The 25,964-nt window shown below is 68.0% G+C and carries 13 protein-coding genes and 1 pseudogene; 5 read left to right on the top strand and 9 right to left on the bottom strand.

Going from position 1 to position 25,964, the window contains the following annotated elements; genetic code table 11:
- Window positions 1-66 precede the first annotated feature (66 nt).
- From N0A20_RS18405 to N0A20_RS18395, 3 genes are all read left to right on the top strand, one after another.
- Window positions 67-5,901: an alpha-2-macroglobulin family protein gene (locus tag N0A20_RS18405; RefSeq protein ID WP_260581738.1), complete on the top strand. Its 5,835-nt coding sequence runs from the start codon at window positions 67-69 to the stop codon at window positions 5,899-5,901.
- Window positions 5,902-6,028: 127 nt separating this feature from the next.
- Window positions 6,029-8,170 (top strand): penicillin-binding protein 1C, encoded by a 2,142-nt coding sequence (pbpC, locus tag N0A20_RS18400; protein ID WP_260581737.1) that lies wholly within the window; start codon window positions 6,029-6,031, stop codon window positions 8,168-8,170.
- 177 nt (window positions 8,171-8,347) lie between these two features.
- Window positions 8,348-9,817: an amino acid permease gene (locus N0A20_RS18395; protein ID WP_260581736.1), complete on the top strand. Its 1,470-nt coding sequence runs from the start codon at window positions 8,348-8,350 to the stop codon at window positions 9,815-9,817.
- A gap of 52 nt (window positions 9,818-9,869) precedes the next feature.
- On the opposite strand, the gene N0A20_RS18390 is transcribed toward N0A20_RS18395, so the two are convergent.
- The 4 genes from N0A20_RS18390 to N0A20_RS18375 all read right to left on the bottom strand — a co-directional run bounded on the left by N0A20_RS18390 (window position 9,870) and on the right by N0A20_RS18375 (window position 17,040).
- Complete coding sequence (locus tag N0A20_RS18390; protein ID WP_260581735.1) at window positions 9,870-10,898, bottom strand: MFS transporter; 1,029 nt, start codon at window positions 10,896-10,898, stop codon at window positions 9,870-9,872.
- Between the two features lie 679 nt (window positions 10,899-11,577).
- Window positions 11,578-11,880: a hypothetical protein gene (locus tag N0A20_RS18385; protein WP_260581734.1), complete on the bottom strand. Its 303-nt coding sequence runs from the start codon at window positions 11,878-11,880 to the stop codon at window positions 11,578-11,580.
- A 25-nt stretch (window positions 11,881-11,905) separates the two neighbouring features.
- On the bottom strand, window positions 11,906-14,785 hold the full coding sequence (locus N0A20_RS18380) for a M16 family metallopeptidase (protein ID WP_260581733.1): 2,880 nt from the start codon (window positions 14,783-14,785) through the stop codon (window positions 11,906-11,908).
- Window positions 14,786-14,880: 95 nt separating this feature from the next.
- Complete coding sequence (locus N0A20_RS18375) at window positions 14,881-17,040, bottom strand: acylase (protein WP_260581732.1); 2,160 nt, start codon at window positions 17,038-17,040, stop codon at window positions 14,881-14,883.
- Between the two features lie 257 nt (window positions 17,041-17,297).
- Between N0A20_RS18375 and N0A20_RS18370 the strand changes: the two genes are divergently transcribed.
- Both N0A20_RS18370 and clpB read left to right on the top strand, forming a co-directional pair.
- Window positions 17,298-18,782, top strand: coding sequence for a leucyl aminopeptidase (locus N0A20_RS18370; protein ID WP_260581731.1), 1,485 nt, complete (start codon window positions 17,298-17,300; stop codon window positions 18,780-18,782).
- Between the two features lie 274 nt (window positions 18,783-19,056).
- Window positions 19,057-21,637: pseudogene (gene clpB, locus N0A20_RS18365) on the top strand (ATP-dependent chaperone ClpB).
- Window positions 21,638-21,690: 53 nt separating this feature from the next.
- Here the strand turns inward: clpB and N0A20_RS18360 are convergent.
- The 5 genes from N0A20_RS18360 to N0A20_RS18340 form a co-directional block, all read right to left on the bottom strand.
- On the bottom strand, window positions 21,691-23,502 hold the full coding sequence (locus N0A20_RS18360; protein ID WP_409574803.1) for a TonB-dependent receptor domain-containing protein: 1,812 nt from the start codon (window positions 23,500-23,502) through the stop codon (window positions 21,691-21,693).
- Window positions 23,459-24,499, bottom strand: a complete 1,041-nt coding sequence (locus tag N0A20_RS18355; protein WP_260581730.1) for a TonB-dependent receptor — start codon at window positions 24,497-24,499, stop codon at window positions 23,459-23,461. Before N0A20_RS18355 ends, N0A20_RS18360 begins: the two co-directional genes overlap by 44 nt.
- Before the next feature lie 276 nt (window positions 24,500-24,775).
- On the bottom strand, window positions 24,776-25,102 hold the full coding sequence (locus tag N0A20_RS18350) for a hypothetical protein (protein WP_260583952.1): 327 nt from the start codon (window positions 25,100-25,102) through the stop codon (window positions 24,776-24,778).
- A 37-nt stretch (window positions 25,103-25,139) separates the two neighbouring features.
- Entirely contained in the window at window positions 25,140-25,496 is a 357-nt protein-coding gene (locus N0A20_RS18345) for a hypothetical protein (protein ID WP_260581729.1), read from the bottom strand.
- Window positions 25,496-25,852 (bottom strand): hypothetical protein, encoded by a 357-nt coding sequence (locus N0A20_RS18340; protein WP_260581728.1) that lies wholly within the window; start codon window positions 25,850-25,852, stop codon window positions 25,496-25,498. Before N0A20_RS18340 ends, N0A20_RS18345 begins: the two co-directional genes overlap by 1 nt.
- Window positions 25,853-25,964 lie beyond the last annotated feature (112 nt).

Below are 25,964 nucleotides of genomic sequence, written 5' to 3'. Positions count from 1 at the left end.
TCGACGAAGCGTTGACAGATCGGACGCGATTCGGCACATAAGAAGGCGGGTCTTTGGGAGGCAGCGATGGCGCGTTTTTGGCAAGGACTCGGAGTGCGATTCGCGGCGAAGGTCCGCCTCGCGCTGATCCTCCCGCTCGCAATGGCCGCGGCCGCCGCGAGCGGCGACACCGTCCCGCAGGTCATCCTCGCCACCCCCGGCAGCGCCGGGACCGGCGACGGCACGATCAGCCGCTTCACGCTGCGCTTTTCCGAAGACATCGTGCCGCTCGGCGACCCGCGCGCCAGGGCGCCCGCCACCAACGACTGCAAGGTCGCCTCGACCGGCCGCTGGGTCGACACGCGCACCTGGGTGCTCGAATTCGACAAGTCGCTGCCCGGCGGCATGACCTGCGCGGTCGAGCTGCGCCCCGACCTCAAGACGGCGAGCGGCGTCGCGGTCGGCGGCAACGCCCGCTTCGAGATCGATTCGGGCGGTCCCTCGGCGCGCGCCGTCCTCGTCGGCGGCACTTACGATGGCATCGAGGAGGATCAGATTTTCCTCGTCGCGACCAATGTCGCCGCCGACCGCGCCTCGGTCGGCCGCTTCGCCTATTGCGCGGTCGACGGCATCGGCGAGAAGATTCCGGTCGATGTGCTGGGGAGCGACACCGCGAGCGCGATTCTCGACGGGCTCGGCGACGGCAATTGGGACCGGCTGGAGTTCGCCTATAACGGCAATCTGCCGCTGCGCCTCGCCAAGGGCGCCGACCGCGCCGCCGCGATGGAGCGCATCGTGCCGGTCAAGTGCCGCCGCCCGCTGCCCCCCGGCCGCGAGATGGCGCTGGTGTGGGACGCGCGCATCCAGCAGGCGGGCGCGCTCTCGCGCACCGCCGGGCGCGACCAGCGCTTCGACTATGACGTGCGCCCCGCCTTCACCGCCAAGATGTCGTGCAGCCGCGTCAATCCGCAGGCGGGCTGCAACCCGATCAAGGACATCACACTCAGCTTCGCCTCGCCGGTGGCGCGCGAGGTCGCGCTTGCCGCGACGCTGAACACCGCCGACGGCAAAAGGCTGACCCCCAGGGTCGACGATGACGACAGGAACGACGCGCACGTTACCTATGTCCGCTTCAAGGGGCCGCTGCCGCAGAATGTCGACGCGACGCTCGTCCTGCCCGCCGACGTCACCGACCAGAGCGGCCGCAAGCTGCAGAACCAGTCGAACTTCCCGCTGAAATTCCACATCGACCGCGCCCCGCCGCTGGTCAAATTCGCCGCCGAATTCGGCATCCTCGAGGCAGGCGAGGGCGGCGTGCTGCCCGTCACCGTGCGCGGGGTCGAGGCGTCGCTGGCGCAGGCGAACCTCAAGATGCCAGCGACCGCGCTCAAGGTCGGCGGCGACGATGCCGCGATCGCGCGCTGGCTGAAGCGCGTCGATGAGGCCGACAACAGCGACTATCGCGAGGAGCGCGACGCGACCGGCAAGGAAGTGACGGTCAATTACACCGGCAGCAAGTCGGTATTCGACGGCGCCCCGGCTGGCGGCGAACGCCGCGACCTGCAGCTCAGCCCCGCCGCGGGCGGCAAGGAGTTCGAGGTCGTCGGCATCCCGCTCGGCGAGAAAGGCTTCCACGTCGTCGAAATCGCCAGCCCCGAGCTCGGCGCCGCGCTGCTCGGGCGCAAGGCGACGCGCTATGTCGCGACCGCCGCGCTGGTCACCAACATGGCGGTGCATTTCAAATGGGGCCGCGAAAATTCGCTCGCCTGGGTGACGTCGCTCGACACCGGCCTGCCCGTCGCGGGCGCCGAAATCCGCGTCACCGACAGCTGTACCGGGCGCCAGCTCGCGCGCGGCATCGCCGACAAGCAGGGCCGCCTCGCCTTCCCGGCCGGGTTGCCGCAACCCGAAACCTACGCGGGCTGCGAAGACGACCCCGATCCGGCGGTCAGCGAGGGCCATGCGCTGATGGTCAGCGCGCGCAGCGGCGACGATTTCAGCTTCACCCTCACCGACTGGGGCGACGGCATCCGTCCCTATGATTTCGACCTTCCTTACGGTTGGTCCGAGCGCGACGACATCCTCCACACGATCTTCGACCGCGCGCTGGTCAAGGCGGGCGAGAGCGTCAACATGAAGCATGTGCTGCGCCGCCCGGTCGGCACCGGCTTCGCGACGCCCAAGCCGATGGCGGGCAAGCTGCGCCTCGTCCATCGCGGGTCGGACACCGAGTTCGAGATGCCGTTCAGCATCGACGCGTCGGGTAGCGGCGAGAATGTCTGGAACGTCCCCGCATCGGCCCCGATGGGCGACTACGACCTCGTCTTCGTCACCAAGGACAAGGATGGCGAGGACAAGACGATCTGGTCGTCGCAATCGGTCAAGGTCGACGAATATCGCCTGCCGACGATGAAGGCGACGGTGACCGGGCCGAAACTGCCCCCGGTGCGCCCGACGCAGGTGCCGCTGTCGCTGTTCGTCGGTTACCTCTCGGGCGGCCCCGCCCCGAACCTGCCGGTCGAGATGCGCACCAGCTTCTCGCCGAGCTGGTCGCCGCCGGAGGATTATCGCGACTGGGACTTCGACGGCCAGCCTGTGAAGGAGGGCGTCATCCAGCTCGACGACAGCGGCGAGGAGCCCGAGGCCGAGCTGCCGCTCGCGCGTTCGGTGCCGCTGGTGCTCGACGCCAATGGCGCGGCGACGACCAATGTCATGGTCGACCAGCCGATCACCGAGCCGACCCAGATGGCGGTCGAAATGGACTATGAGGACGCCAATGGCGAGACGCTGACGTCGAGCCGCCGCATCACCCTCTTCCCCTCCGCCGTCCGCCTCGGCCTCAAGACCGACGGCTGGCTGATGCGCGACAACGACCTGCGGCTCAATTTCGTCGCGCTCGACCTCGACGGCAAGCCGATCGCGGGCCAGCGCGTCCAGGTCGCGCTCTACAGCCGCGAGATCATCACCGCGCGGCGGCGCCTGATCGGCGGCTTCTACGCCTATGACAACCAGATGCGCACGACGCGTCTCGGCGCGACCTGCGCCGCGACGACCGACAGGCTCGGCCGCGCGCGCTGCGCGATGGCGCCGGGCGTCTCGGGCGAGGTCACCGTCGTCGCGACCACGGTCGATGCCGACGGCAACGAAGCCCGCGCGGTCCGCTCGGTCTGGCTCGCGGGCGACGACGACTGGTGGTTCGGCGGCGACAATGGCGACCGCATGGACGTGATCGCCGAAAAGCCGCGCTACGCCGCGGGCGACACCGCGAACTTCCAGGTCCGCATGCCCTTCCGCGAGGCGACCGCGCTGGTCACCGTCGAGCGCGAGGGCGTGCTGTCGAGCTTCGTCGTGCCGCTGAAGGGCACCGATCCGGTGGTCAAGGTGCCGCTGCCCGCGACCTATGCGCCCGACGTCTATGTCTCGGTCATGGCGGTGCGCGGGCGCGTCACCGGCAACGAAAGCTGGTTCCGCAAGCTGAAGCGCGCCGCGGGTTTCCAGATCGAGAATAGTGAGGGCGCCCCGCCGACCGCGCTCGTCGACCTCGCCAAGCCGAGCTACCGCATGGGCATCGCGCGCATCAAGGTCGGCTGGGAAGGCCATCAGCTCGGCGTCAAGGTGAGTGCCGACAAGGCCAAATATGCGGTGCGCGAAACCGCGAAGGCGAGCATCGAGGTCAAGGCGCCGAACGGCAAGGCGCCCGCCAACGCCGACGTCGCCTTCGTCGCGGTCGACGAGGCGCTGCTGCAGCTCGCGCCCAACGAAAGCTGGAAGCTGATCGACGCGATGATGGGCGAACGCACGCTCGACGTGCTGACCTCGACCGCGCAGATGCAGGTGGTCGGCAAGCGCCACTATGGCCGCAAGGCGCTCGAACCGGGCGGCGGCGGTGGCGGCGACCTCTCCGGCCTGACGCGCGAGGATTTCCGTCCGGTGCTGCTGTGGAAGGGCCGCGTCCCGCTCGACGCCAAGGGGCGCGCCACGGTCGACGTACCGCTCAGCGACAATCTGTCGGCCTTCCGCCTCGTCGCGATCGCGACCGACGGATCGCAATATTTCGGCACCGGCGAAACGAGCGTCCGCACCGTGCAGGACCTCGGCGTCTTCGCGGGGCTGCCCGAGCTCGTCCGCACCGGCGACGTCTATGACGCGCGCTTCACGCTGCGCAACGGCACCGACAAGCCGATGGAGGTCACCGCGACCCCGACGCTGTCGCCGGCGATCGCGACCGCGCCGCCGCTGACCGTCACCATCCCGGCGGGCGGCGCGATGCCGGTGAGCTGGTCGGTGACCGCGCCCGATGTCGCCGGGCCGATCGAATGGACCGTCGAAGCGGTGGCGAAGGGCGGCAAGGCGCGCGACCGGCTGGTGTTCCAGCAGCTCGTCGAGCCCGCCGTGCCGATCGAGACCTGGGCCGCCAGCCTGTTCCGCGTCGGCCCCGACACCAGCCTGCCCATCGCCGTTCCCGAAGGCGCGCTCGCCGGCGGCTATGTCGACATCGCGCTCGCCGGCACGCTCGCGCCGCCGCTCGCCGGGGTGCGCGACTATATGGGCGTCTATCCGTACAACTGCTTCGAACAGTCGACCTCGCGCGCCATCGCGCTGAACGATCTCGCGCGCTGGCAGGCGCTGGCGGGGGCGATCCCGACCTATCTCGATAAGGACGGGCTGCTCCGCTACTGGCCGAGCGACCGGATCGAAGGGTCGCCCGAACTCACCGCCTATGTGCTCGCGGTGACCGCCGCCAACGGCTTCCCGATCCCCGAGGATTCGAAAGCGAAGATGGTCAAGGCGCTGCAGGCGGTGGTCGAGGGACGGCTCAGCCGCAAGGGTTACGGCCCCTATGACATCCGTCCGGTCCGCGTCGCCGCGCTCGCCGCGCTCGCCCGCAACAATGCGTCCAATGCGAAGCTTGTCGCCGCGATCGACATGGCGCCGGTCGACATGGCCACCGGCACGCTGGCCGACTGGCTCGTCGCGATCGAACGCACCCCGAACGTGCGGAACGCCCCGGCGCTGCGCACCGCGGCGGAGGCCGAGCTCCGGAAGCGCCTCGTCTATGAAGGCACGCGCGTCGATCTGGTCGACGATGCCAGGGCCCCCTGGTGGATGATGGTCAGCGGCGACGAAATGGCGATCAAGGCGCTCGACGCGGTTCTCGGCCGCAAGGGCTGGGAGGACGATGCGGGCAAGCTGATGGTCGGCATCGCGCAGCGCCAGCGCCGCGGCCATTGGGACACCACCCCGGCCAACGCCTGGGGCGCGACCGTCGTCCGCCGCTTCGCCGAGCTGTATCCGGCGGCCGCGATCACCGGGGTCACCCGCGTCGGCCTGGCCGAGGCGAGCGCGGCGCAAAGCTGGCCCCTGCCCGATGCGGCCAGCCCGCTGCGCGTGCCGCTGGTCACCGGCAAGATGAGCCTGAACCACGAAGGCACGGGCGCGCCCTGGGCGGTGGTCAGCGTCAAGGCTCCGGTCCCGCTCAAGGAACCGCTCAACGCCGGCTACCGGATCAAGCGCTCGGTGAGCGTCGTCAAGGCCGCCGACCCGAACCGCCTCGTCCGCGGCGATGTGATCAAGGTGCGGATCGAGGTGATCGCCGCCGCCGGCCGCACCTGGGTCGTCGTCAACGATCCGATCCCGCCCGGCGCGACGATCGTCGGCAATCTCGGCGGCCAGTCGCAGATGCTGGCGGCGCAGGCCGGGGGCGAGGGCGTGTGGCCGAGCTATGTCGAACGCGGCAAGGACAGCTGGCGCGGCTATTTCGGCTGGATGCCCGCGGGCACCCACGCGGTCGAATATGTCGTGCGTTTGAACGGCTCGGGCCGCTTCACCCTGCCGCCCACCCGCGTCGAGGCGATGTATTCGCCCGCGATCCGCGGCCAGTGGCCGAACGGCGCGCTGACCGTGGCGAGCGCGGCGGAGTGATGGTGGACAATCGCCGCTTCCAATCCGTGTGTCCCCGCGAAGGCGGGGACCCATCTCCGGTCGGCTCAAACTCAAACCGGCAGATGATGGGCCCCCGCCTTCGCGGGGGCGCGCATTAATCCTGGCGATGAGTTCGCCACCGAAACGCCGCCTGTTCGACGCCCTCGCCTGGACGGCGCTCGCGCTCCTCATCCTCACCACCATCGCGCACCTGGTCACCAAACCACCCGCGATGCCCGACTACGAGACCGTGCGCGCCGGCTGGAAGCCCAGCGAGGCGTGGCTCTACGACCGCGACGGCCGGCTGCTCGACAGCGAGCGCGTCGATTTCGCGCGGCGCCGCATGGCGTGGGTGCCGCTCGCCGATATCAGCCCCGCGGTCCGCGCCGCCGTCGTCGCCAGCGAGGACAAGAGATACTGGTCGCACGGCGGGGTCGACTGGCTGGCGATCGCCAGCGCCGCCCGGACGCGCCTGAATTTGGGGGGGACCGGCGGGCGCTCGCGCGGCGCCTCGACGCTGCCGATGCAGCTCGCGGGATTCCTGTCGCCCGACCTCGCGCTGCCCGGCCAGCGCGGCTGGCTGAACAAGATCCGCCAGATGCGCGCCGCGCAGGCGCTCGCCTCGGGCTGGACGCGCGAGCAGATGCTCGAGGCCTATTTCAACCTCGTTCCCCTGCGCGGCGAGACGCAGGGCATCGGCGCCGGCGCGCGCGCGCTGTTCGGCAAAGCCCCCGCCGACATGGACCGCACCGACGCGGCGCTCTTCGCGGGGCTGCTCCCCAATCCCGCCGCGAATGCCGAAACGCTGGGGCTTCGCGCCTGCCGCGCGGCGCAGGCCAGGGACTGCGCGCCGCTCCGCGCCGCCGCCGCGACGCTCGTCTCGGGCGAACGGATCGCACAGCTCGACCCGGCGCTCGCCCCCCACCTCGCGGTGCGCCTGCTCGACAAGCCGGGCAAACGCGTCACCACGACGATCGACCGCCGCATCCAGGAGGCGGCAATCGTCGCGCTGCGCCGCCAATTGTCGGGCCTCGGCGCCGACCGGGTACGCGATGGCGCGGTCGTCGTGCTCGACAATCAGACCGGCGAGGTGCTCGCCTATGTCGGCGGCGTCGGCCTCAAATCGACCGCGGCGCAGGTCGACGGCGCGAATGCGCGGCGGCAGGCGGGTTCGACGCTGAAGCCGCATCTCTATGCGCAGGTGATCGAGCATCGCTGGCTCACCGCGGCGTCGATCCTCGACGACAGCCCGGTCCAGCTCGACACCGCCTCGGGCCTCTATGTACCCAAGAATTACGACCACAGCTTCAAGGGGCCGGTCAGCGTCCGCCACGCGCTCGCCTCGTCGCTCAACGTCCCCGCCGTGCGCGCGCTCGTCATCGACGACGTCCAGCAGTTCCGCGACCGCCTCTGGGCGCTCGGCTACCACGGCCTCGTCGAGGACGGCGAATATTACGGCTTCTCCCTCGCCCTCGGCTCGGCCGAAGTCAGCCTCGTCGAACAGGCCAACGCCTTTCGCACCTTCGCCAATGCCGGGCGCTGGACGCCGGTGCGCTTCAGCCCGTCGGACAAGGGCGAGGCGGCGCGCCAGATCGTCAGCCCCGCCGCCGCCTTCATCGTCGGCGACATCCTCGCCGATGCCTCCGCCCGCACCGACGCCTTCGGCGCCGACAGCGCGCTGCGCCTGCCCTTCTGGGCCGCCGCCAAGACCGGCACGTCGAAGGGGATGCGCGACAATTGGTGCATCGGCTGGTCCGACCGCTTCACCGTCGCGGTGTGGGTCGGCAATCTGGAGGGCGATTCGATGCGCGCCGTGTCGGGCACCTCGGGCGCCGCGCCGGTGTGGCGCGACGTGATGCTGGCCCTCCACGCCGGCCGCCCCGGCAAGGCCCCCGCGATGCCCGCCGAGGTCGAGACCCGCCAGATCGCCCTTCCCGGCACGCGCGAACCGCCGCGCCGCGAGGTCTTTATCCGCGGCACCGGCCAGGCCGAAATGGCCGCCGCCCCCGCCGCGTCGCGCCGCCCGCGCATCACCAGCCCGGTCAGCGGCAGCGTCTATGCGCTCGACCCCGACATCCCGCTCGACCGCCAGCGGCTGGGCATCGCGGTGAGCGGCGAGGTGACGGGCTATCGCCTGATCCTCGACAAGGCGCCGCTCGGCGACGCCGACGCGGGACAGCAGATCCTGCCGCGCCCCGGAAGCCATATGCTCGCGCTCGTCGATCCCGGCGGACGCATGGTCGATCGGGTCCGCTTCACGGTACGATAAAGCGCCTGTCACGCGCCTGAAATTAAGTTGCGCTGACGGGAGGAGCGGCTAGTCTGCCCCCAATTCAATTTCTGGGGAGCGTTTGACATGGCGACACGTCCATCGGGGGGCTTTTTGGGTCGGATCATGGCCCGAAAGAGCGTGGCCCAGGTTCAGCGGGAAACCGAACATAGCGAATTGAAACGAACCCTCGGGCCGTGGAACCTGCTGTTCCTCGGCATCGGCTGCATCATCGGCGCGGGCATTTTCGTCCGCACCGGCAATGCCGCGGCGCTGCACGCCGGCCCCGCGGTCCTGCTCTCCTTCCTCGTCGCTGGCGTCGTTTGCGCCCTGGCGGGGCTTTGCTACGCCGAACTGTCGTCGACCCTGCCGGTTTCCGGATCGGCCTACACCTATAGCTACACCACCCTCGGCGAGTTCGCCGCGTGGATCATGGGGGCGCTGCTGCTGCTCGAATATGGCCTTGCCGCGTCGGTGGTCGCGGTCGGCTGGTCGGGTTATGTGGTCAGTCTGCTCGGCGACTATGGCGTCGTCATCCCGCCCGAATATACCGGCGCGATGGGGCATGCGATCATGCGCGACGGCGCGCAGCTCGTCCAGAATGGCGTGCCGGTGGTCGGCGTCGTCAACCTCCCTGCGGTTCTGGTCTGCCTGGTTCTGGCCGTGCTGCTGGTCGTCGGCGTGTCCGAATCGGCGAAGTTCAACAATGCGATCGTCGCGATCAAGGTCAGCGTGATCGTCGCCTTCATCATCATCGGCGGCGCGATCGCGATCTCCAATTTCGGCGAGCTCAAGGCCAATTGGGACCCGTTCATTCCGGCGGCGACGGGCAAGGACGGCGAGTTCGGCTGGGGCGGCATCCTGCGCGCCGCGTCGATCGTCTTCTTCGCCTATATCGGCTTCGAGGCGGTCTCGACCGCGGGGCAGGAAGCCAAGAATCCGGCCAAGGACATGCCCTTCGGCCTGCTCGGCAGCCTTTTCGTCTGCACCCTGCTCTATATCCTCGTGTCGGTCGTGCTGACGCTCGTCGTCAACTACAAGAACCTCAACGTGCCCGATCCGGTGGCGGTGGCGGTCGACGCGTTCGGGCCGCAATGGGCCTGGTTCGCCAAGATCATCAAGGCCGGCGCGATCATCGGCCTGACCTCGGTCGTGCTGGTGCTGATGTACGGCCAGACGCGCATTTTCTATACGATGGCGCGCGACGGCCTGTTGCCGCGGGTCTTCTCGACCGTCCACAAACGGTTCCAGACGCCCTATATCAACACGATCCTGGTCGGCGCGGTGACCGCGCTCGCCGCGGGCCTGTTCGACATCAACACGCTGGGCGACATGACGTCGGTGGGCACGCTGGCGGCCTTCGGCATCGTCTGTCTCAGCGTGATCTGGCTGCGCGCGACGCATCCGGACTTGCCACGCGGCTTCAGGGTGCCCTTCTATCCCGTGCTTCCAGCGCTCGGCATCCTGTCCTGCTTCGCGCTGATCTTCACCGTCGAACAGCGCGTGTTGATCTTCTTCGCCTGGTTCATGCTGGCGGCGATCATCCTCTATTTCGTCTATGGCATGCACAATTCGCGCCTCGCCCGCGGCGAGGATACGGTGGATGCGCCCGAGATGACCGAACTGCCCGGCCCGGTCGTCGACTGACCCGAGCGTCGGGGGATTGGAAAGGGGGCTTCGGCCCCCTTTTCTTTTCCGGTCAGAACGGGCTCTTCGGCGCCGTGCCCGGCCGGGTGAAGAGCTTGCCGCGCTCGGCCCACAGCACCAGCACCAGCCCGGTGACCGCGCAGCCGACGAAGGCGTAGGCCAGCGGGAGGGTCGATCCGTCGAACCGCTGCCCGATGAAGGCGCCGGTGGCCGCCGCGAGCAAGGTCTTGGCGAAGCTCTGGTAGGAGGAGGCGACGCCCGCCATATGGCCGAAATCCTCCATCGCGATCGACCCGAAATTGCTGCCGATAAAGCCGATCAGCCCGACATTGACCATCATCAGCACCGTGAAGACGACCAGCGTCTCGGCGCCGCTCAGCGCGGCGACGATCTGGGCCATCGCGGTCGCCATGAAGGCGAAGACCGCGGTCTGCGACACGCGCCGCGCGCCGAAGCGCTCGACGATCGCGGCGTTGGAGAAATTGGCGATGGCGATGCCGACCGCGACGCAGGCGAAGACCAGCGGGAAGAGCGTCTGCGCGTCGAACACCTCGGCGATGATCTGTTCGCTGCTGTTGAGATAGCCGAACAGCGCGCCCTGCATCACGCCCGAGGCCAGCATATAGCCCGCGGCGCGGCGATGCCGCGTCACCGTCGCCCAGCCCGCGACCATCGTCCGCCAGTCGAGCGGGCGGACGTCGGCGGGATCGAGCGTTTCGGGCAGGCGGCGCAGCCACAGCAGCATGACGATCGCCATCGCCGCCAGCACGAGGAAGATCGCGCGCCACCCGGCGAGCGCCGCGACCCCGGCGCCGATCGTCGGCGCGATGATCGGCACGATCATGAAGACGAGGAAGATCAAGGACAGCCGCTTCGCCATCGCGTCGCCCGCGAACAGGTCGCGGATCACCGCGACGACGACGACGCCGAGCGCGGCGCTGACCAGGCCGTGCCCGAAGCGCAGCGCCAGCAGCATCGGAAAGCTGGTCGCCAGCCCGCAGCCGATCGCGAAGATCGTGTAGGCGATCAGCGCCGGCGACGAACACGCCCTTGCGCCCGAAACGGTCGGCGAGCGGGCCATAGATCAGCGCGCCGAGCGCGGTGCCGAGCAGATAGACCGAGATCACGAACTGGCGGTCGTTGGCGACCGTCACCCCCAGCCCCTTGCCGATCGCGGGCAGCGCGGGGAGCATCGCGTCGATGGCGAGCGCGTTGAGCGCCATCACCATCGCCATCATCGCGACCATCTCGCGCGGTCCCGGCAGGCGGGGGCGGGACGTTTCGGGCTGGGGGGAGGAGTCCTTGTGCATTGCAGCGGCGCTATGCCCCCGCGCCCGCGCTTTGGCCACCCCCCAACGGAGAGGCAAAGCTATGCAAAGCGAAAGGCAACATATCGACTGTCCACCCGCGCGAGGTAGGCGGTTCCGGGGTGGTTAGCGGACGGTGCCGATCCTCCCCGGCACGGGGAGGGGGACCAGCGAAGCTGGTGGAGGGGCACAGGCGGTTTGCCTTGCCGGTGAGGTCGTGCGCTACGGCTCCGTTGCAGAAATGAGGGCTTTACGGTCTGGCGTCACGCAAACCTCCCGTGCCCCTCCACCACCCTTCGGGTGGTCCCCCTCCCCCGTTGGGGGAGGATCGCTCATGACCGCAACCGTCCGCAACCCGCCATTTATCCGTCCGCGTTTGCAAGGGACATAATCGCCAAAGCAAAAGGGCCGCCCCGCGGGACGGCCCTTCGCCTGTTCGAAAGCGGCGGCGGATCAGCCCTGGCGGGTGCCGGTCATCGCCATCGAACCGAAGGCGCCGGCCTTGATCGTGCCGGTCAGCGTGTCGCCGTCGATCACCGCCTCGGCTTCGAGCGTCATCGGCATCGGCACCTTCATGTTCATGGTCCAGGTCAGCTTGTTGCCGTCGACCTTGCCGTTTTCGACATCGAGCGACCCCATCGCGCCGGCATTCTGGCCGGTGAAGCTGTCGCCGTCGGTCTTGACGGTGAAAACCGACTTCTGGTCGCCCATCGGCGACTTGGTGACGCAATCGTAGCTGCCATCGACTTGGGACATCTGGGCTCTCCTACTGAAACTGATGTTAATTAGTGAGAGTCACCGTTTCCACCGGCAAACCCAATCCGTCAAGCTGTGGTTTGACCGTCGCCGCATCGCCGACGACGACATAGACGAGATCGCCGGTGCTGAGCGCCTTGCGGGCCGCCGCATCGACCTCGGCGGTGGTCATCGCTTCATAGGTCGCGGGCAGTTTTTCGTAATAATCGTCGGGGCGGCCGAACTTCGAGATCGCGCGCAGCCCGGCGAGGACGTCGCCCGAGGTTTCGAAGCTGCCCGGCAATTCGCGGACGCTGCCGTTGATCGTGCGCTGCAATTCCTCCTGCGTGACGCCCTTGTCGCCGAGGAAGGCGGTGAGGTCGCTCTGCAGTTCCTTGATCGAATCGCCGGTGCGGTCGGCCTGCACCGGCGCCGCGGCGACCCAGGCGATGCGGTCCTTGTCGCCCGAGATGCGGCTGCGCACGCCATAGGACCAGCCCTTGGTCTCGCGCAGATTGGTGTTGAAGCGCGACAGGAAATTGCCGCCGAAAATGTCGTTCGCCGAGCGCAGCACCTCCAGATCGTCGGTGCCTTTGGCGTCGAGCACCTTGCCCGCAAGGATCACCGACTGCGGCGATTTCGGCCGGTCGAAGAGCAGGATGCGCGGCTGCGGGGCGGGAATCGCGACCTCGAAATGTTTGACCGGCTTCGCCGTCGCCGGCGACTTCCAGTTGCCGAACGCGGTGTCGAGCTGCTTCGTCACCTCCTTCAGCGTCGTGTCGCCGACGACGAAGATGCGCGCGGTGTCGGGCCGGATCCAGGTCGCGTGGAAGCCGGCGAGCTGGTCGCGCGTCGCCGCCGCGACCGCCTTGGCATCGCCGAGGCCCGAGGGCGGGATGCCATAGGGATGCTCGGCGCCGTACAGCACCGGCATCAGCACCCGGTTGGCGATGGCATTGGGATTGTTGAGTTCGGCCTTCAGCCGGTTGAGCTGCTGCGCGCGCACCCGCTCGAGCTCCTTCGCGTCGAAGGCGGGGTTGCGGATATAATCGGCGAGCAAGGTCAGCGACGGCGCGAGGTTGGGTTTCAGCGCGAACAGCTCGAACACGGTTTCGTCGGCATTGGCCGATCCGTCGATCTGCGCGCCGAGCCGTTCCTTGGCTTCGGCAAAGGCGATCGAATCGAGGCTCGTCGTGCCTTCGTCCATCAGGTTGAGCATCAGCGACTGGGTGCCGAGCGCGCTGTGCGGATCGGCGGCATAGCCGGCGTCGAAGCTGACCGCGACATTGACCGTGGGCACCGCGGTGCGCTTCGCGAAGACGACCTCGATGCCGTTCTTGAGCTTCGCGCGCTCGATCGCGGGGAATTCGAGCGCCTTGAGATCGGCGACCGAGGGCAATTTCGAGCGGTCGGCGAACGCGCTGCCGAACCCCGTATCGGGACCGACGTCGCCGAGCGCGGGGTTCCAGTAGCGGTCGGGTGCGACCGCTGCCGCGACCTTGCCGGCCGTCACCGCGCCGCCGCGGTTCTCGCCGCCCTCGGTGCGCTCGCCGGGCGTGTAGGTGAGCGAGAAGGCCGGACGCGACAGCCATTTGTTGGCGACCGCCTTCACCTGTTCGGGGGTCGCCTTCGCCATGCGGTCGAGCTCGACCTTGTAATAGCCGGGATCGTTCGAATAGAGCGCGCCCTCGGCGAGCGCGACCGCCTTGCCGCCGAAGCCGCCGACCGATTCGAGCCCCGCAATCGCGCCGCCGAGATAGCTGGCCGCCGCGCGCTGCAATTCGTCGGCAGTGGGTCCGCTGGCGAGGAAGTTCGCGACTTCCTCGTCGAGCCGCTGGCCGACGAGCGCGGGTTCGACCCCCGGCTTCACATCGGCCTGGACGAGCAGGATGCCGGCATCCTCGAACGGCTGGGCAAAGGCCGAGACGCTGACCGCGACCGGATCCTTGCGCACCAGCGCATTGTCGAGCCGCGACGACGACAGGCCGCCGAGCACCGACATGCCCATCTGCAGCGGAATCGCGTCCTCGTCGTTGAGGCCGGGGATCGCCCACATGCGATAGATGCGCGTCGTCGGGATCAGGTCCTTGACCTCTTTCGCGAGCGGCGCGGGCAGCGTCGGGACCGAGGTCGCCGGGGCCTTCACCTCGGGGCCGCGCGGGATGTCGCCGAACCAATCCTGCACCTTCGCCTTGGCGGTCGCGACGTCGATGTCGCCCGCCAGCACCAGAACCGCATTGTTCGGGCCGTAATTGTCGGTGAACCACTTCTTCACATCGTCGAGGCTGGCCGAATTGAGGTCGTCCATCGAACCGATGGTGCTGTGATGATAGGGGTGGCCGGTGGGGAAGAGATTCTCGAAAATCTCGTAGCGGAGCAGGCCATAGGGGTTGTTGTCGCCCTGGCGCTTTTCGTTCTGGACGACGCCGCGCTGGTTATCGAGCTTTTCCTGCGTCACCGCGCCGAGCAGATGCCCCATGCGGTCGCTTTCGAGGAACAGCGCCATGTCGAGCGCGCCGGTCGGCACCGTCTCGAAATAATTGGTGCGGTCGACGCTGGTCGTCCCGTTCTCGTCGGTCGCGCCGACCTGTTGCAGCGGTTCGAAGAAGTCGCCGGGCGCGTTTTCCGACCCGTTGAACATCAGATGCTCGAACAGATGCGCAAAGCCCGTCTTGCCCTTGGGCTCATGCTTCGACCCGACGCGGTACCACACCGACACCGCGATCACCGGCGCCTTGCGATCCTCATGGACGATCACGCGCAGGCCGTTGTCGAGCGTGAAGGCTTCATAGGGAATATCGACCGCCTTGACGAGATCGGCGATCGGCGCGGGGTCGGCCGCCCTGGTCTTGGCGAGCGCCGGGCCGGCGGCGACGAGCGCGGTCGACAGGGCGAGGGCGACGGCGAAGCGATGGAAACGGGGCATGGATATCCTCTTGGTTCAGGAACGGGCGGATGGCCCGATGCGACCGGGTGCCGGACGGCACTGTATCAGCGGTTTAGGACGGCGTGGCGCCGCGTTCAAGGCCGATAGACGCGCGGCTTGGTCGCCCACAGCGCCGCGGGGTCGAACAGCACCGGCTTGAGCTGGTGCCGCACGAACAGCGGTGCCTGGTCGTTGTAGTGCGGGCTGTCGGGGCGCGTCGTCGCCGATCCGAAGGGCTGGATCGATTCGGAGGTCAGGCGGCCGTCACGGGTCCAGGTCACGAACAGGATGAAGCTGTCGCCGTGGCGCACCTTCAGGCGGCCGTCGGGCTCGGCATCCCACAGCGTCGAGGCGCGCACCGTGTCGTTGCCGCCGTCGAGCGGCAGGTCGATGCGGCGGTCGCCCTCGCCGTGGCGCAGCCGCAGCACCGTGCCGAGCCTGGGATCGAGCGTGCCGAAATATTTCGTCAGATGATCGGCGGCTTCCTTGAGCGTCGCGCGCGGGTCGGGGCCGTCGGCGGTGCGCTGATAATGCTGCCTGTTCGCGGGACGCAGCAGCATCAGCGCCAGCGCGTCGCCCTGCCCCTTGCCGTCGAGGTTCCAGTCCCAGGCGCGGAGCAGCGTCTGCGCCCGCGCCAGTGCGGGATCGTCCTTCAGGTCGAGCGCCAGGATGCGGTCGATCCACGCCTTGGCATAGCCCGAGCGCGCATAGGCGGTGTCATATTTGATCGCCTTCAGCCGCGCCGCGTCGATCTGTCCCGATGCCTCGAACAGCTCGATCAGCCGCGTCGAGCGGTTGGTGATATCGTCCTCGATCCCGAGCAGGGGCGAAAAGGCGGCGGCGTCGAGTTCGTCGCCCGGCCCCGCCGCGACCCACGGCGTGTTGTTGGCGTTCATCACATAGCCCGAGCGCGGATTGACGAGCGCCGGGGCGCGGTCGAACGGCAGCGTCTTGGTCCACAGGTCGGCCGAGGTGTCGCCCGGCAGGATGCCGCGCCAATTATAGCCCGCGGGCCGGTCGGGGAACATCGCGTTATAGAACATGCCGATATTGCCCGCCGCATCGGCATAGATGAAATTGGTCGCGGGCACGCCCTGCCCCGCCATCGCGGCGCGCCATTCGGCGAAATTCCTCGCCTTGTTCAGCCGGTAATATTGGGTGACCATATTCGCCTGGTCGATCCCGGCGTAGCGGATCGCGAAGGCGCCGCTGTCGTTCTTGACCACCGGTCCGTGCACCGAGCGATAGACGGTCCGCGGGATCGGGAGCACGAACGGCCCGAATTTGACCTTGAGCCACACGCGCTTCGCCTCGAGCGGGCGCCACTGGCCGTCGAAGCGGTAATTCTCGCCGCTTTCGTCGAGCACCAGCCGGTAGATGTCGATCAGGTCGGGCCGGTTCACCGTATTGGTCCAGCCGAGATATTTATTGTGGCCGAGGAAGGGGTAGGGCGAGCCGGGAAAATTGGCGCCCGCGAAATCCCAACCCTCCTGACTGTGCACCACCAGCTCGTACCAGGCGACGCCGCCGGTCCACGGCTGGTGCGAGTTGGAGACGAGCCGCGTCGCGCCATCGGCCGAGCGCGACGGCGCGACCGCCATGGCGTTCGAGCCGTTGGCGGCGGGATCGCTGCCGAACGGCGTGTCCTTGCGCGGGACCAGCTTGCCCGTGGCGTCGAGTTCGGGCCCGCCCTCGCGCGCCAGCGGCTTGTCCTCGACCAGCGCGCCGAGCGTCGAATCGAGCCCGAAGAAGAAGGGCGAGCGCAGCACGAAGCCCGCGACGACATCCTCGCCGGTCACCGGGAACAGCTTCGACAGCCGGACCTCGCCCGGATGCTTGTCGGCATAATGGTTGAGCCCCGCCGCATAGGCGGTGAACAGCGCCCGCACATCCGCCGGAAGGCGCGGCCAGTCGCGCGCCGTCGTCGCGCGGATATCGAGCAGGGCCGCCGCATAGTCGATCTGCGCGCCGTCCGCGCCGAGCATCGCCCCGGCGCGCCCGCGCGTCATCGCCAGCACCTCCTGCAGCGTCGCGAAATCATCCTCGGCATGGGCATAGGCGACGCCATAGGCGACATCGGCGTCGGTCTTGCCGAAGATATGGGGGACGCCGAACTTGTCGCGCGCGATGCGGACGTCGGCGGGCTTGAAGCTGGGCGCCGCGGGCGCTTCGGCGGTCAGCGGCTCCCAGACCGCGAGCGAGACGCCGGCCAGCAGCAGCAACAGCAGCAATCCGATTCCCAATTTGCGCAGCATCCTGGTCCCTTTGCGTCGGCTCGCGAATGCGACTGTCTGACGGCGCGCGGGTCCGATGGCAAGCGGCTGTCGTTCGTCGAGTGGAGATTGCGGGGCGGACCGCAGCTGTTAGACCCGGAACAGGACCAAGACCGGCCGAATAACAGGGAGTTCCGCTTCGATGCCTCGCAAAAGCCTGCTGCTTGCCGCCTGCCTGTCGCTTGCTCCGCTGACCGCGCTCGGCCGCGACAGCCCAGACCGTCACCGGTTCGGGCGTCGTGCCCGCCACCGCCCTCAACAGCGCCGAACGCCCGATCGGCTTTGCCGCGAGCGCACCGGCAAAGGGCGTGCTGGTCGTGCTGATGGCCGATGCGGCGCTGCCGGCGCTCGATGCGGTCGGCGTCGGCGCGGGCGAGCGCGCGGCGATCGAGGCGGCGATCGCCAATGCGAAATTCGAGGGCAAGGCCAACGCCACGCTGTCGCTGCGCGGAATCGGGGCGCACAGCCGCATCCTGCTCGTCGGCACCGGCGCCGCGCCGGCGATGCTCGCGCTCGCCGAAGCGGGCGGCAAGGCGGCGCAGGAGGTCAGGTCCGACGCGCAGCCGGTGACGCTGACCGGCGCCTTCAGCGGCGCGCAGGGCGCCGAGGCGGGCTATGGCTTCGCGCTCGGCCAGTACCGCTTCGACCGCTACAAGACCGTCGACCGCAAGGCGCCCGCGACCGACGCGGTGACCATCGTCGGCGGCGACCGCGCCGCGGCGGAGACGGCCTTCGCGGCGCGCTGGCGCCCGCTCGCCGACGGCGTGCGCCTGTCGCGCGACCTCGCCAGTGAACCCGCCAATGTCGTCTATCCCGAAAGCTTCGTCGCCGAGGTGCGCCGGGCCTTTGCCGGCGTCCCCGGCGTGACGATCGAGGTGCTCGACGAAGCCGCGATGCGGCGGCTCGGCATGGGCACGCTCGTGGGAGTCGGCCAGGGCAGCCCGCGCGGCTCGCGCCTGCTCGCGGTGCGCTATCGCGGCGGCGGCGCCGACGGCGCGCCGCTCGCCTTCGTCGGCAAGGGGATCACCTTCGATTCGGGCGGCATCTCGCTCAAGCCCGGCACCGGCATGTGGGACATGAAGGGCGATATGTCGGGCGCCGCCTCGGCGATGGGCGCGGCGCTCTCGCTCGCCAAATCGCAGGCGCCGGTGCACGTCGTCGCGGTCGCGGCGCTCGCCGAGAATATGCCCGACGGCAACGCCCAGCGCCCCGGCGATATCGTGCGCACCCTGTCGGGCAAGACGATCGAGATGCTCAACGCCGACGCCGAGGGCCGGCTCGTGCTGGCCGACGCCAATGAATATGTCGCCGACCGCTACAAGCCGCGCGCGATCGTCAACATCGCGACGCTGACCGGTGCGATCGTCGGCGCGCTCGACGACCAATATGCCGGGCTGTTCGCGCGCGACGAGACGCTGGCGGCGCAGCTGCTGGCGGCGGGCAAGGCGAGCGGCGAGGAATTGTGGCGCATGCCGTTGCACAGGAATTACGCCAAAAAGATCGAATCGGACATCGCCGACGTGCGCAACATCGCACCCGGCGGCGGTCCGGGCGCGAGCATCGGCGCGCATTTCATCGGCTATTTCGTCGACGAGGCGACCCCCTGGGCGCATCTCGACATCGCCGGGGTCAACCAGGCCGACACGGCGTCGCCGCTGGTGCCCAAGGGCATGTCGGGCTTCGGCGTGCGCCTGCTTGACCAGTTGGCGCGCGGCGGGGAATAGGGGATTCGCGCAGAGAACGCACAGATCGCAGAGATCGCAGAGATCGCAGAGATCGCAGAGATTCTGGTTCACGCAAAGACGCGGAGGAAAAGGGGAAAGAAAGAATATTGGCAGCTTTGCTGCCCTTTCCTCCTTCTCTCTGCGTCCTCTGCGTTCTCTGCGCGAATATTTCTCCTCCGCGTCTCCGCGTGAAGCCTTATTCCATTCGCCGCGGCCCTCTTGTGTTGTAAAATGGCAACACTATCTCTGACGGCGAGAAAGGGGCTTATCCACAATGAACCTCGAAAAATTCACCGACCGCGCCAAGGGCTTTCTGCAGGCGGCGCAGACGATCGCGATCCGCATGAACCATCAGCGGATCTCGCCCGAGCATATCGCCAAGGCGCTGCTCGAAGACAATCAGGGCATGGCCATCGGCCTGATCGCCGCGAGCGGCGGCGATGCCGCGCGCGCGGTGCAGGGCATCGACGCGCTGCTCGCCAAGGTGCCCGCCGTGTCGGGATCGGGCGCGCAAGCAACGCCGGGGCTCGACAATGACGCCGTGCGCCTGCTCGACCAGGCCGAACGGGTCGCCGCGAAAGCGGGGAGCGAGTTCGTCGCCGTCCAGAATATCCTGCTCGCGATGGTACTCGCGCCGAGCACGCCGGTGGGCAAGGTCTTCGCCGACGCGGGCGTCAAGCCCGACGCGCTGAACGCCGCCATCGCCAAGCTGACCGGCGGCCGCACCGCCGACACGGCATCGGCCGAAGACCGCTATGACGCGCTGAAGAAATTCGCTCGCGACCTCACCGAAGTCGCGCGCGAGGGCAAGCTCGACCCGGTCATCGGCCGCGACGAGGAAATCCGCCGCACCGTGCAGATCCTCGCGCGCCGGACCAAGAACAACCCGGTGCTGATCGGCGAGCCCGGCGTCGGCAAGACCGCGATCGCCGAGGGCCTGGCGCTACGCATCGTCAACGGCGACGTGCCCGACAGCCTGAAGGACCGCCACCTGCTCGCGCTCGACATGGGCGCGCTGATCGCGGGCGCCAAATATCGCGGCGAGTTCGAGGAGCGGCTGAAGGGCGTGCTCGACGATGTGAAGGCCGCCGAGGGCGAGATCATCCTGTTCATCGACGAGATGCACACGCTGGTCGGCGCGGGCAAGTCCGAGGGCGCGATGGACGCCTCGAACCTGCTGAAGCCGGCGCTCGCGCGCGGCGAATTGCACTGCATCGGCGCAACCACGCTCGACGAATATCGCAAGCATGTCGAAAAGGACCCCGCGCTCCAGCGGCGGTTCCAGCCGGTGTTCGTCGGCGAACCAACGGTCGAGGATTCGATCTCGATCCTGCGCGGCATCAAGGAGAAGTACGAGCTGCATCACGGCGTGCGGATCACCGACGGCGCGATCGTCGCCGCGGCGACGCTGTCGAACCGCTATATCTCCGATCGTTTCCTGCCCGACAAGGCGATCGACCTGATGGACGAGGCCGCGAGCCGCATCCGCATGGAGGTCGAATCGAAGCCCGAGGAAATCGAGAGCCTCGACCGCCGCATCATCCAGATGAAGATCGAGGAAGCCGCGCTGTCGAAGGAAAGCGACGCCGCGTCGAAAGACCGGCTCGCGACGCTGCGCGCCGAACTCGCCAACCTCGAACAGCAGTCGGCCGAGCTCACCCAGAAGTGGCAGGGCGAAAAGGACAAGATCCACGCCGAGGCGAAGATCAAGGAAGAGCTGGACGCCGCACGCTCGGCGCTCGACCAGGCGCAGCGCGCGGGCGATCTCGCGAAGGCGGGCGAGCTATCCTACGGCACCATTCCGGGGCTCGAAAAGCAGCTCGCCGACGCCCAGGCGGCGACGGGCAATGCGATGCTGCGCGAGGAAGTCACCGCCGACGATATCGCCGCGGTGGTCAGCAAATGGACCGGCATCCCCGTCGACCGGATGATGGAGGGCGAGCGCGAGAAATTGCTGTCGATGGAATCGACGCTCGAAAAGCGGGTGATCGGCCAGGACGAGGCCGTCCGCGCCGTCTCGACCGCCGTCCGCCGCGCGCGCGCGGGCCTTCCAGGACCCGAACCGGCCGCTGGGGTCCTTCCTGTTCCTCGGCCCCACGGGCGTCGGCAAGACCGAGCTGACCAAGGCGCTCGCGCGCTTCCTGTTCGACGACGACAATGCGATGGTCCGCATCGACATGTCGGAGTTCATGGAGAAGCACAGCGTCGCCCGGCTCGTCGGCGCGCCGCCGGGCTATGTCGGCTATGAAGAGGGCGGCACGCTCACCGAAGCGGTGCGGCGGCGCCCCTATCAGGTCGTGCTGTTCGACGAGGTCGAAAAGGCGCATGCCGACGTGTTTAACATCCTGCTGCAGGTGCTCGACGACGGGCGGCTGACCGACGGACAGGGGCGCACGGTCGACTTCACCAACACGCTGATCATCCTGACCTCGAACCTCGGCAGCCAGGCGATCGCCGCGCTGCCCGACGACGCGCCGGTCGAACAGGCCGAGCCCGCGGTGATGGAGGTGGTGCGCGCGCATTTCCGGCCCGAGTTCCTGAACCGGCTCGACGAGATCGTGCTCTTCAACCGCCTCGGCCAGCAGCATATGGGCGGCATCGTCGATATCCAGGTCGCGCGGGTGCAGAAACTGCTGACCGACCGCAAGGTGACGCTCGACCTCACCGATGCGGCGCGCGCGTGGCTCGGGCGGGTCGGTTACGACCCCGTCTATGGCGCGCGGCCGCTGAAGCGCGCGGTGCAGAAATATCTGCAGGACCCGCTCGCCGACCTGATCCTGAAGGGCGAGGTCCGCGACGGATCGACGATCCGGGTCGATGAAGGCGACGGCGCGCTGAAGCTGACGGCGGTGTAAAAGCTCGTACCCTCCCCTTCAGGGGAGGGTAGCGAGACTTGCCAGCTTGCCGGTTAGCCGCAGCGGGTGGGGTCCATCGGCCTTGCGCAAGGCCGAAAGACCCCACCCCAATCCGGGAGGGGCTTTCTTACAGCCCCAGGCTCGCCAGATTCACCTTCACCCCCGCATAGACATAACGCCCGCGGAAGCTCGACGGATAGTTGAGCTCGCCGACGTCGGGGTCGCGCCCGAAGATGTTGTTCACGCTCGGCATAGAATTGGAACCGCTCGTCGTCGGTCTTGAAACCGAGCTGGACGTCATGCTCCCATTTCTCGCGGTAGAAGATGTAATTCGGATCGACGAGATCGGGGTTCGCCTCGATCTGCTCGGTGGTGAAGCGCCGCGTCTTGCTGAAATAATTGACGCCATAGTTCAGCGACCAATTGTCCTTCACCCAGGTGATGTCGAGCGTGCCGTTCCATTTCGGCGCGAAGGCCTCGGTGCGGTCGTTGTCGACCTCTGCCCCCGGAGTCGGGATGAAGGTCAGCGTGTCGAGATAACCGCCCGCGAGTCGCAGGTTGAAGCGGCCGAGGCTGTCGCTGGGGCTGAAGGCATAGTTGATCGTGAAGTCGGCGCCCGACGTGGCGAACTGCGACACGTTGAGCGGCCGCAGCAGATAGTCCGACACGAAGCCGGTGGTCGGATCGCGCGTGACGAGGTCGCAGAACTGGTTGTCGAGCGTCGGCTGATCGACGCACGCATCGGTCAGGTCCTGCGCGGTCGCGGTCGTGATCGCATTCCTGATCTTGATGTCGTACCAGTCGACCGTCGCGACCAGCCCCGGGATGAAGCTCGGCCGCAACACCACGCCCGCGGTCCACGTCTTCGCCGTTTCCTCGTCGAGGAAGGGGGTGCCGATCGTGCGGCCCGGCAGCGACGCTGTCGCCTGCGGATCGTTCGCCGGGTTGAAGGTCGCGGGGTCGATACCGAAGCCCGCCAGGATCGCGTTGCAGTTGGCGACGCGGAACGAGGTGCCCTCGGCGAGATTGCTCGGATCGCACGGATCGTCGATGAACGAGAAGGCGCCGTTCTGCGGCGCGAACAGCTCGGTCAGGTTGGGCGCGCGCACGGCTTCCGAATAGGTGCCGCGGAAGCGGATGTCGCGCACCGGACCCCAGGTGCCGTCGACCTTCCACGTCGTCGTGCTGCCGATCGTCGAATAGTCCGACAGGCGGATCGCCGCCCCGAACTGCAGGATATCGGCAAAGGGCATGTCGCGCAGCACCGGGATGTTGATCTCGGCAAAGACCTCCTTGACGTCGAAGCTGCCGCTTTCGGGAAATTGCGGCGCGAGGTCGGAGAGCGCGTCCTGGACGAGGAAGGGGTCGGGGACGAAATTCGACTTTTCCTTGCGGTACTCGGCACCGAACGCGAAGCCGACCGGGCCGCCGGGCAGTTCGAACACCGCGCCGGTGTCGCCCGACACCGACGCGCTGACGACATGCTGCTGCACCTTCACCCGGTTTTCGAGATCGACGTTGATCCAGTCGAGCGCCGCCTGGCTGGGCGCGCCGTTGCCGAAGATGTTGAGCGGCACGCAGCCGCTGTTCGCCCCCGGCGTGAAGGTGATCGGCGTCGTGTCGGCCCCGATGATGATGCCGTTCGGATCGTTGAACGGCGCGTCGGGATCGAGCGACGAACGGCAGACGATATTGCCGTTCGGCGTGCCGGTATTGAACGCGCCCTCGTCGACGGCGTCGAGCGCCGCGAAATAGCGGTCGCGCAGGCGGTAGTTGGTGCTGAGAAACCGGGTCCTGGTCTGGCCATAGACATAGCTCACCTCATAGGTGAGATTGTCGGTCAGCCGCCCGTCGAAGCCGAGCACCCCGCGATAGGTGTCGCGCTCGGCATATTCGCCGCGCACGCCCAGATCGAAATTGTCGCGGCTGACGAGAACGCCATCGGGAAGGAAGCCGGGATCGCCGAAGATTCCGAGCGACAGCGCATCGGGTACGATGGCGTTCCGGATCGACGTCCACCGCGCCGCCCGGCGAGCTGTCGGCATAGCGGATGTCGTTATAGAGGATGCGGTCGACGATGTTCGGATCGTCGGGGAAGTCGGCGAGGTTGCGGCGGAAGCTGAACAGGTCGAGATTGCGCCCCGACTTGCGCGCGCTGGCGGAGACCCGCGCGTCGCGGTTATATTCGTAGGACAGCGCGATATTGCCGCGATCCTCCGAAAAATTGGTCCCGACGGTCAGCGAGCCATAGATGTTGTTCGCATCGCCGCGCGACGAGATGCCGGTCTGGAAGCGCGCGTCGATGCCCTCGAAATCGCGCTTGAGCACGAAGTTGACGACGCCCGAGACGCCGTCGGCGCCATAGACCGCCGAGACGCCGCCGGTCAGCACGTCGATGCGGTCGATCAGCGCGTTGGGGATGGTGTTGATGTCGACCGACGCGGTGCCGGTGATGCCCGAAATATGGCGGCGGCCGTTGACGAGCACGAGCGTGCGTTCGGTGCCGAGGTTGCGCAGGTTGAGCAGGTTGACGCCGACCCCGCCGAACAGCGCGGTCGACCCGCCCGCGTCGGCGGTCGTGCTCGACCCGAGCAGCGCCGGGTTCTGGACGAGCAGGTCGGTGAGGTTGGTGAGGCCCGACTGCTGGATCGTGTCGCTGCTGATCGAGGTCACGGGATTGGGCGAATCGGCCTCGGGACGCGCGATGCGCGATCCGGTCACGACGATCGCTGCGCCGTCGTCGGCCGCGGCCTCGTCGGCGGGGACCTCCTGCGCAAAGGCGGGCGCGGCGGAGAGGGCCAGGGCGATGGCAAGCGGCGCGGCACCGCGGCGCAGGCTTTCCGAAGCGGCGAATTTGTTCACGGACAGACTCCCTTATTATGACGATGGGCCTGTCGCGTGGGGCGGGCGCAGCGATGCGGCGCGCGCCGGTTTCCCGACATGCCCACCCCGGTTGCGCAATGGGGAAAACGCCTTAATTATCCGCTATTTCTGCGGATCCCCGGTGCAGGAACGAGCATGGGGGGCGGCGGTTGCAAGGCAAGCCTGGACCGGCCAAACGCCATCGGGTTTCGACGAACGGCGCGCCCGCACGCGGCGATTGTCCGCTGGCGAACGCGCGTTGCGCGCAAGCGTTATTTAGTTGCTGTGGTTGACCGGCGCGCGCGTCATCGCCTCGGTCGTGTCGCGGGCGTCCTGATTTTCCTTCGCCCACACCGACTTCCATTGTTCGTTGGTGTGGCAGACGCGGTTCTTCTTCACCAGCGAGCCGATCTCGAGCGTCTTGCGGCATTTGATATAATAGGGGTGGGTCGGCGCCAGCCCTTCGTTGAACGCCTTGATCTCGGTCGGGGTCATCGTCGACGGCATCTGCGTCGGTGGGGCACGATCGGCGGCAGCATCGGTCGCCCCGGCCGCAACAGCGGCCGATGCGGTGAGCGCCAGTGCAAGCATCATCTTCAACATCGTCACGACCCTTCTTCGATCATCGTGGCGCCGGTCCTTATGGAGGGCGGTTGTTGGTCGGTACCACCTGGTCCGCGGGTTCGCGCGAATTGCTCCAGCCGCGCGCCAGCGTCTCCATCGAATCGCGGGCGTCCTGGTTGCCCTTGTCGGCGATTTTCCGCCACTGCGCATTGGTGTTGCAGACGCGGATCTTCTTCACCAGCGAGCCGACTTCCTCGATCTTGCGGCATTTGATGTAATCGGGATCGGCAAAGGCGAGACCCTGATTATGCGCGTCGATCTCGGCCCCCGTCATCTCCGACGGCGCGCGCGCCAGCGGAAGCGCCTCGTCGGCCAGGGCCGCAACCGGCGCCCCGGCGAGGAGCAGCAGCATCATGGCAGGAACGGCGCGCATCACCCTCTCCCTTCCATTCCGATCAGTTCGAACCGCTCGGCCGCCTTGCTGGTCATCGCCTCGGCGGTGTCGCGGGCGTCCTGGTTGCCCTTCGCCGACACTTCCTTCCACTGCTCGTTGGTGTGGCAGACGCGGTTCTTCTTCACCAGCGAGCCGATCTCGAGCGTCTTGCGGCATTTGATATAATAGGGATGGGTCTGGGCCAGCCCCTCGTTATAGGCCTTGATCTCGGTCGGGGTCATCGCCGACGGGGCCTTGACCGGCGGCGCGCGGTCGGCGGCGGCCTCTTCGGCCACGGCGGCGGCGGGCGCGACGGCCAGCGACACGGCCACGAGCGCGGTCCAATAGTTACGCATCTCCATTCTCCTCGGCGCCGATGACATCGGCGGCATCAGGCCCGCATCATACGGCGCGGCCAGGCCCTTCGCCAAGCGGAATTTCGGCCAAAGACCGACACTTGCCGACGAG

The sequence above is a fragment of the Sphingopyxis sp. PET50 genome, from assembly GCF_025244705.1.
Lineage (GTDB): Bacteria > Pseudomonadota > Alphaproteobacteria > Sphingomonadales > Sphingomonadaceae > Sphingopyxis.
Note: the sequence above shows the minus strand (reverse complement) of the source record. Positions and strands in the feature narration are given on the sequence as shown.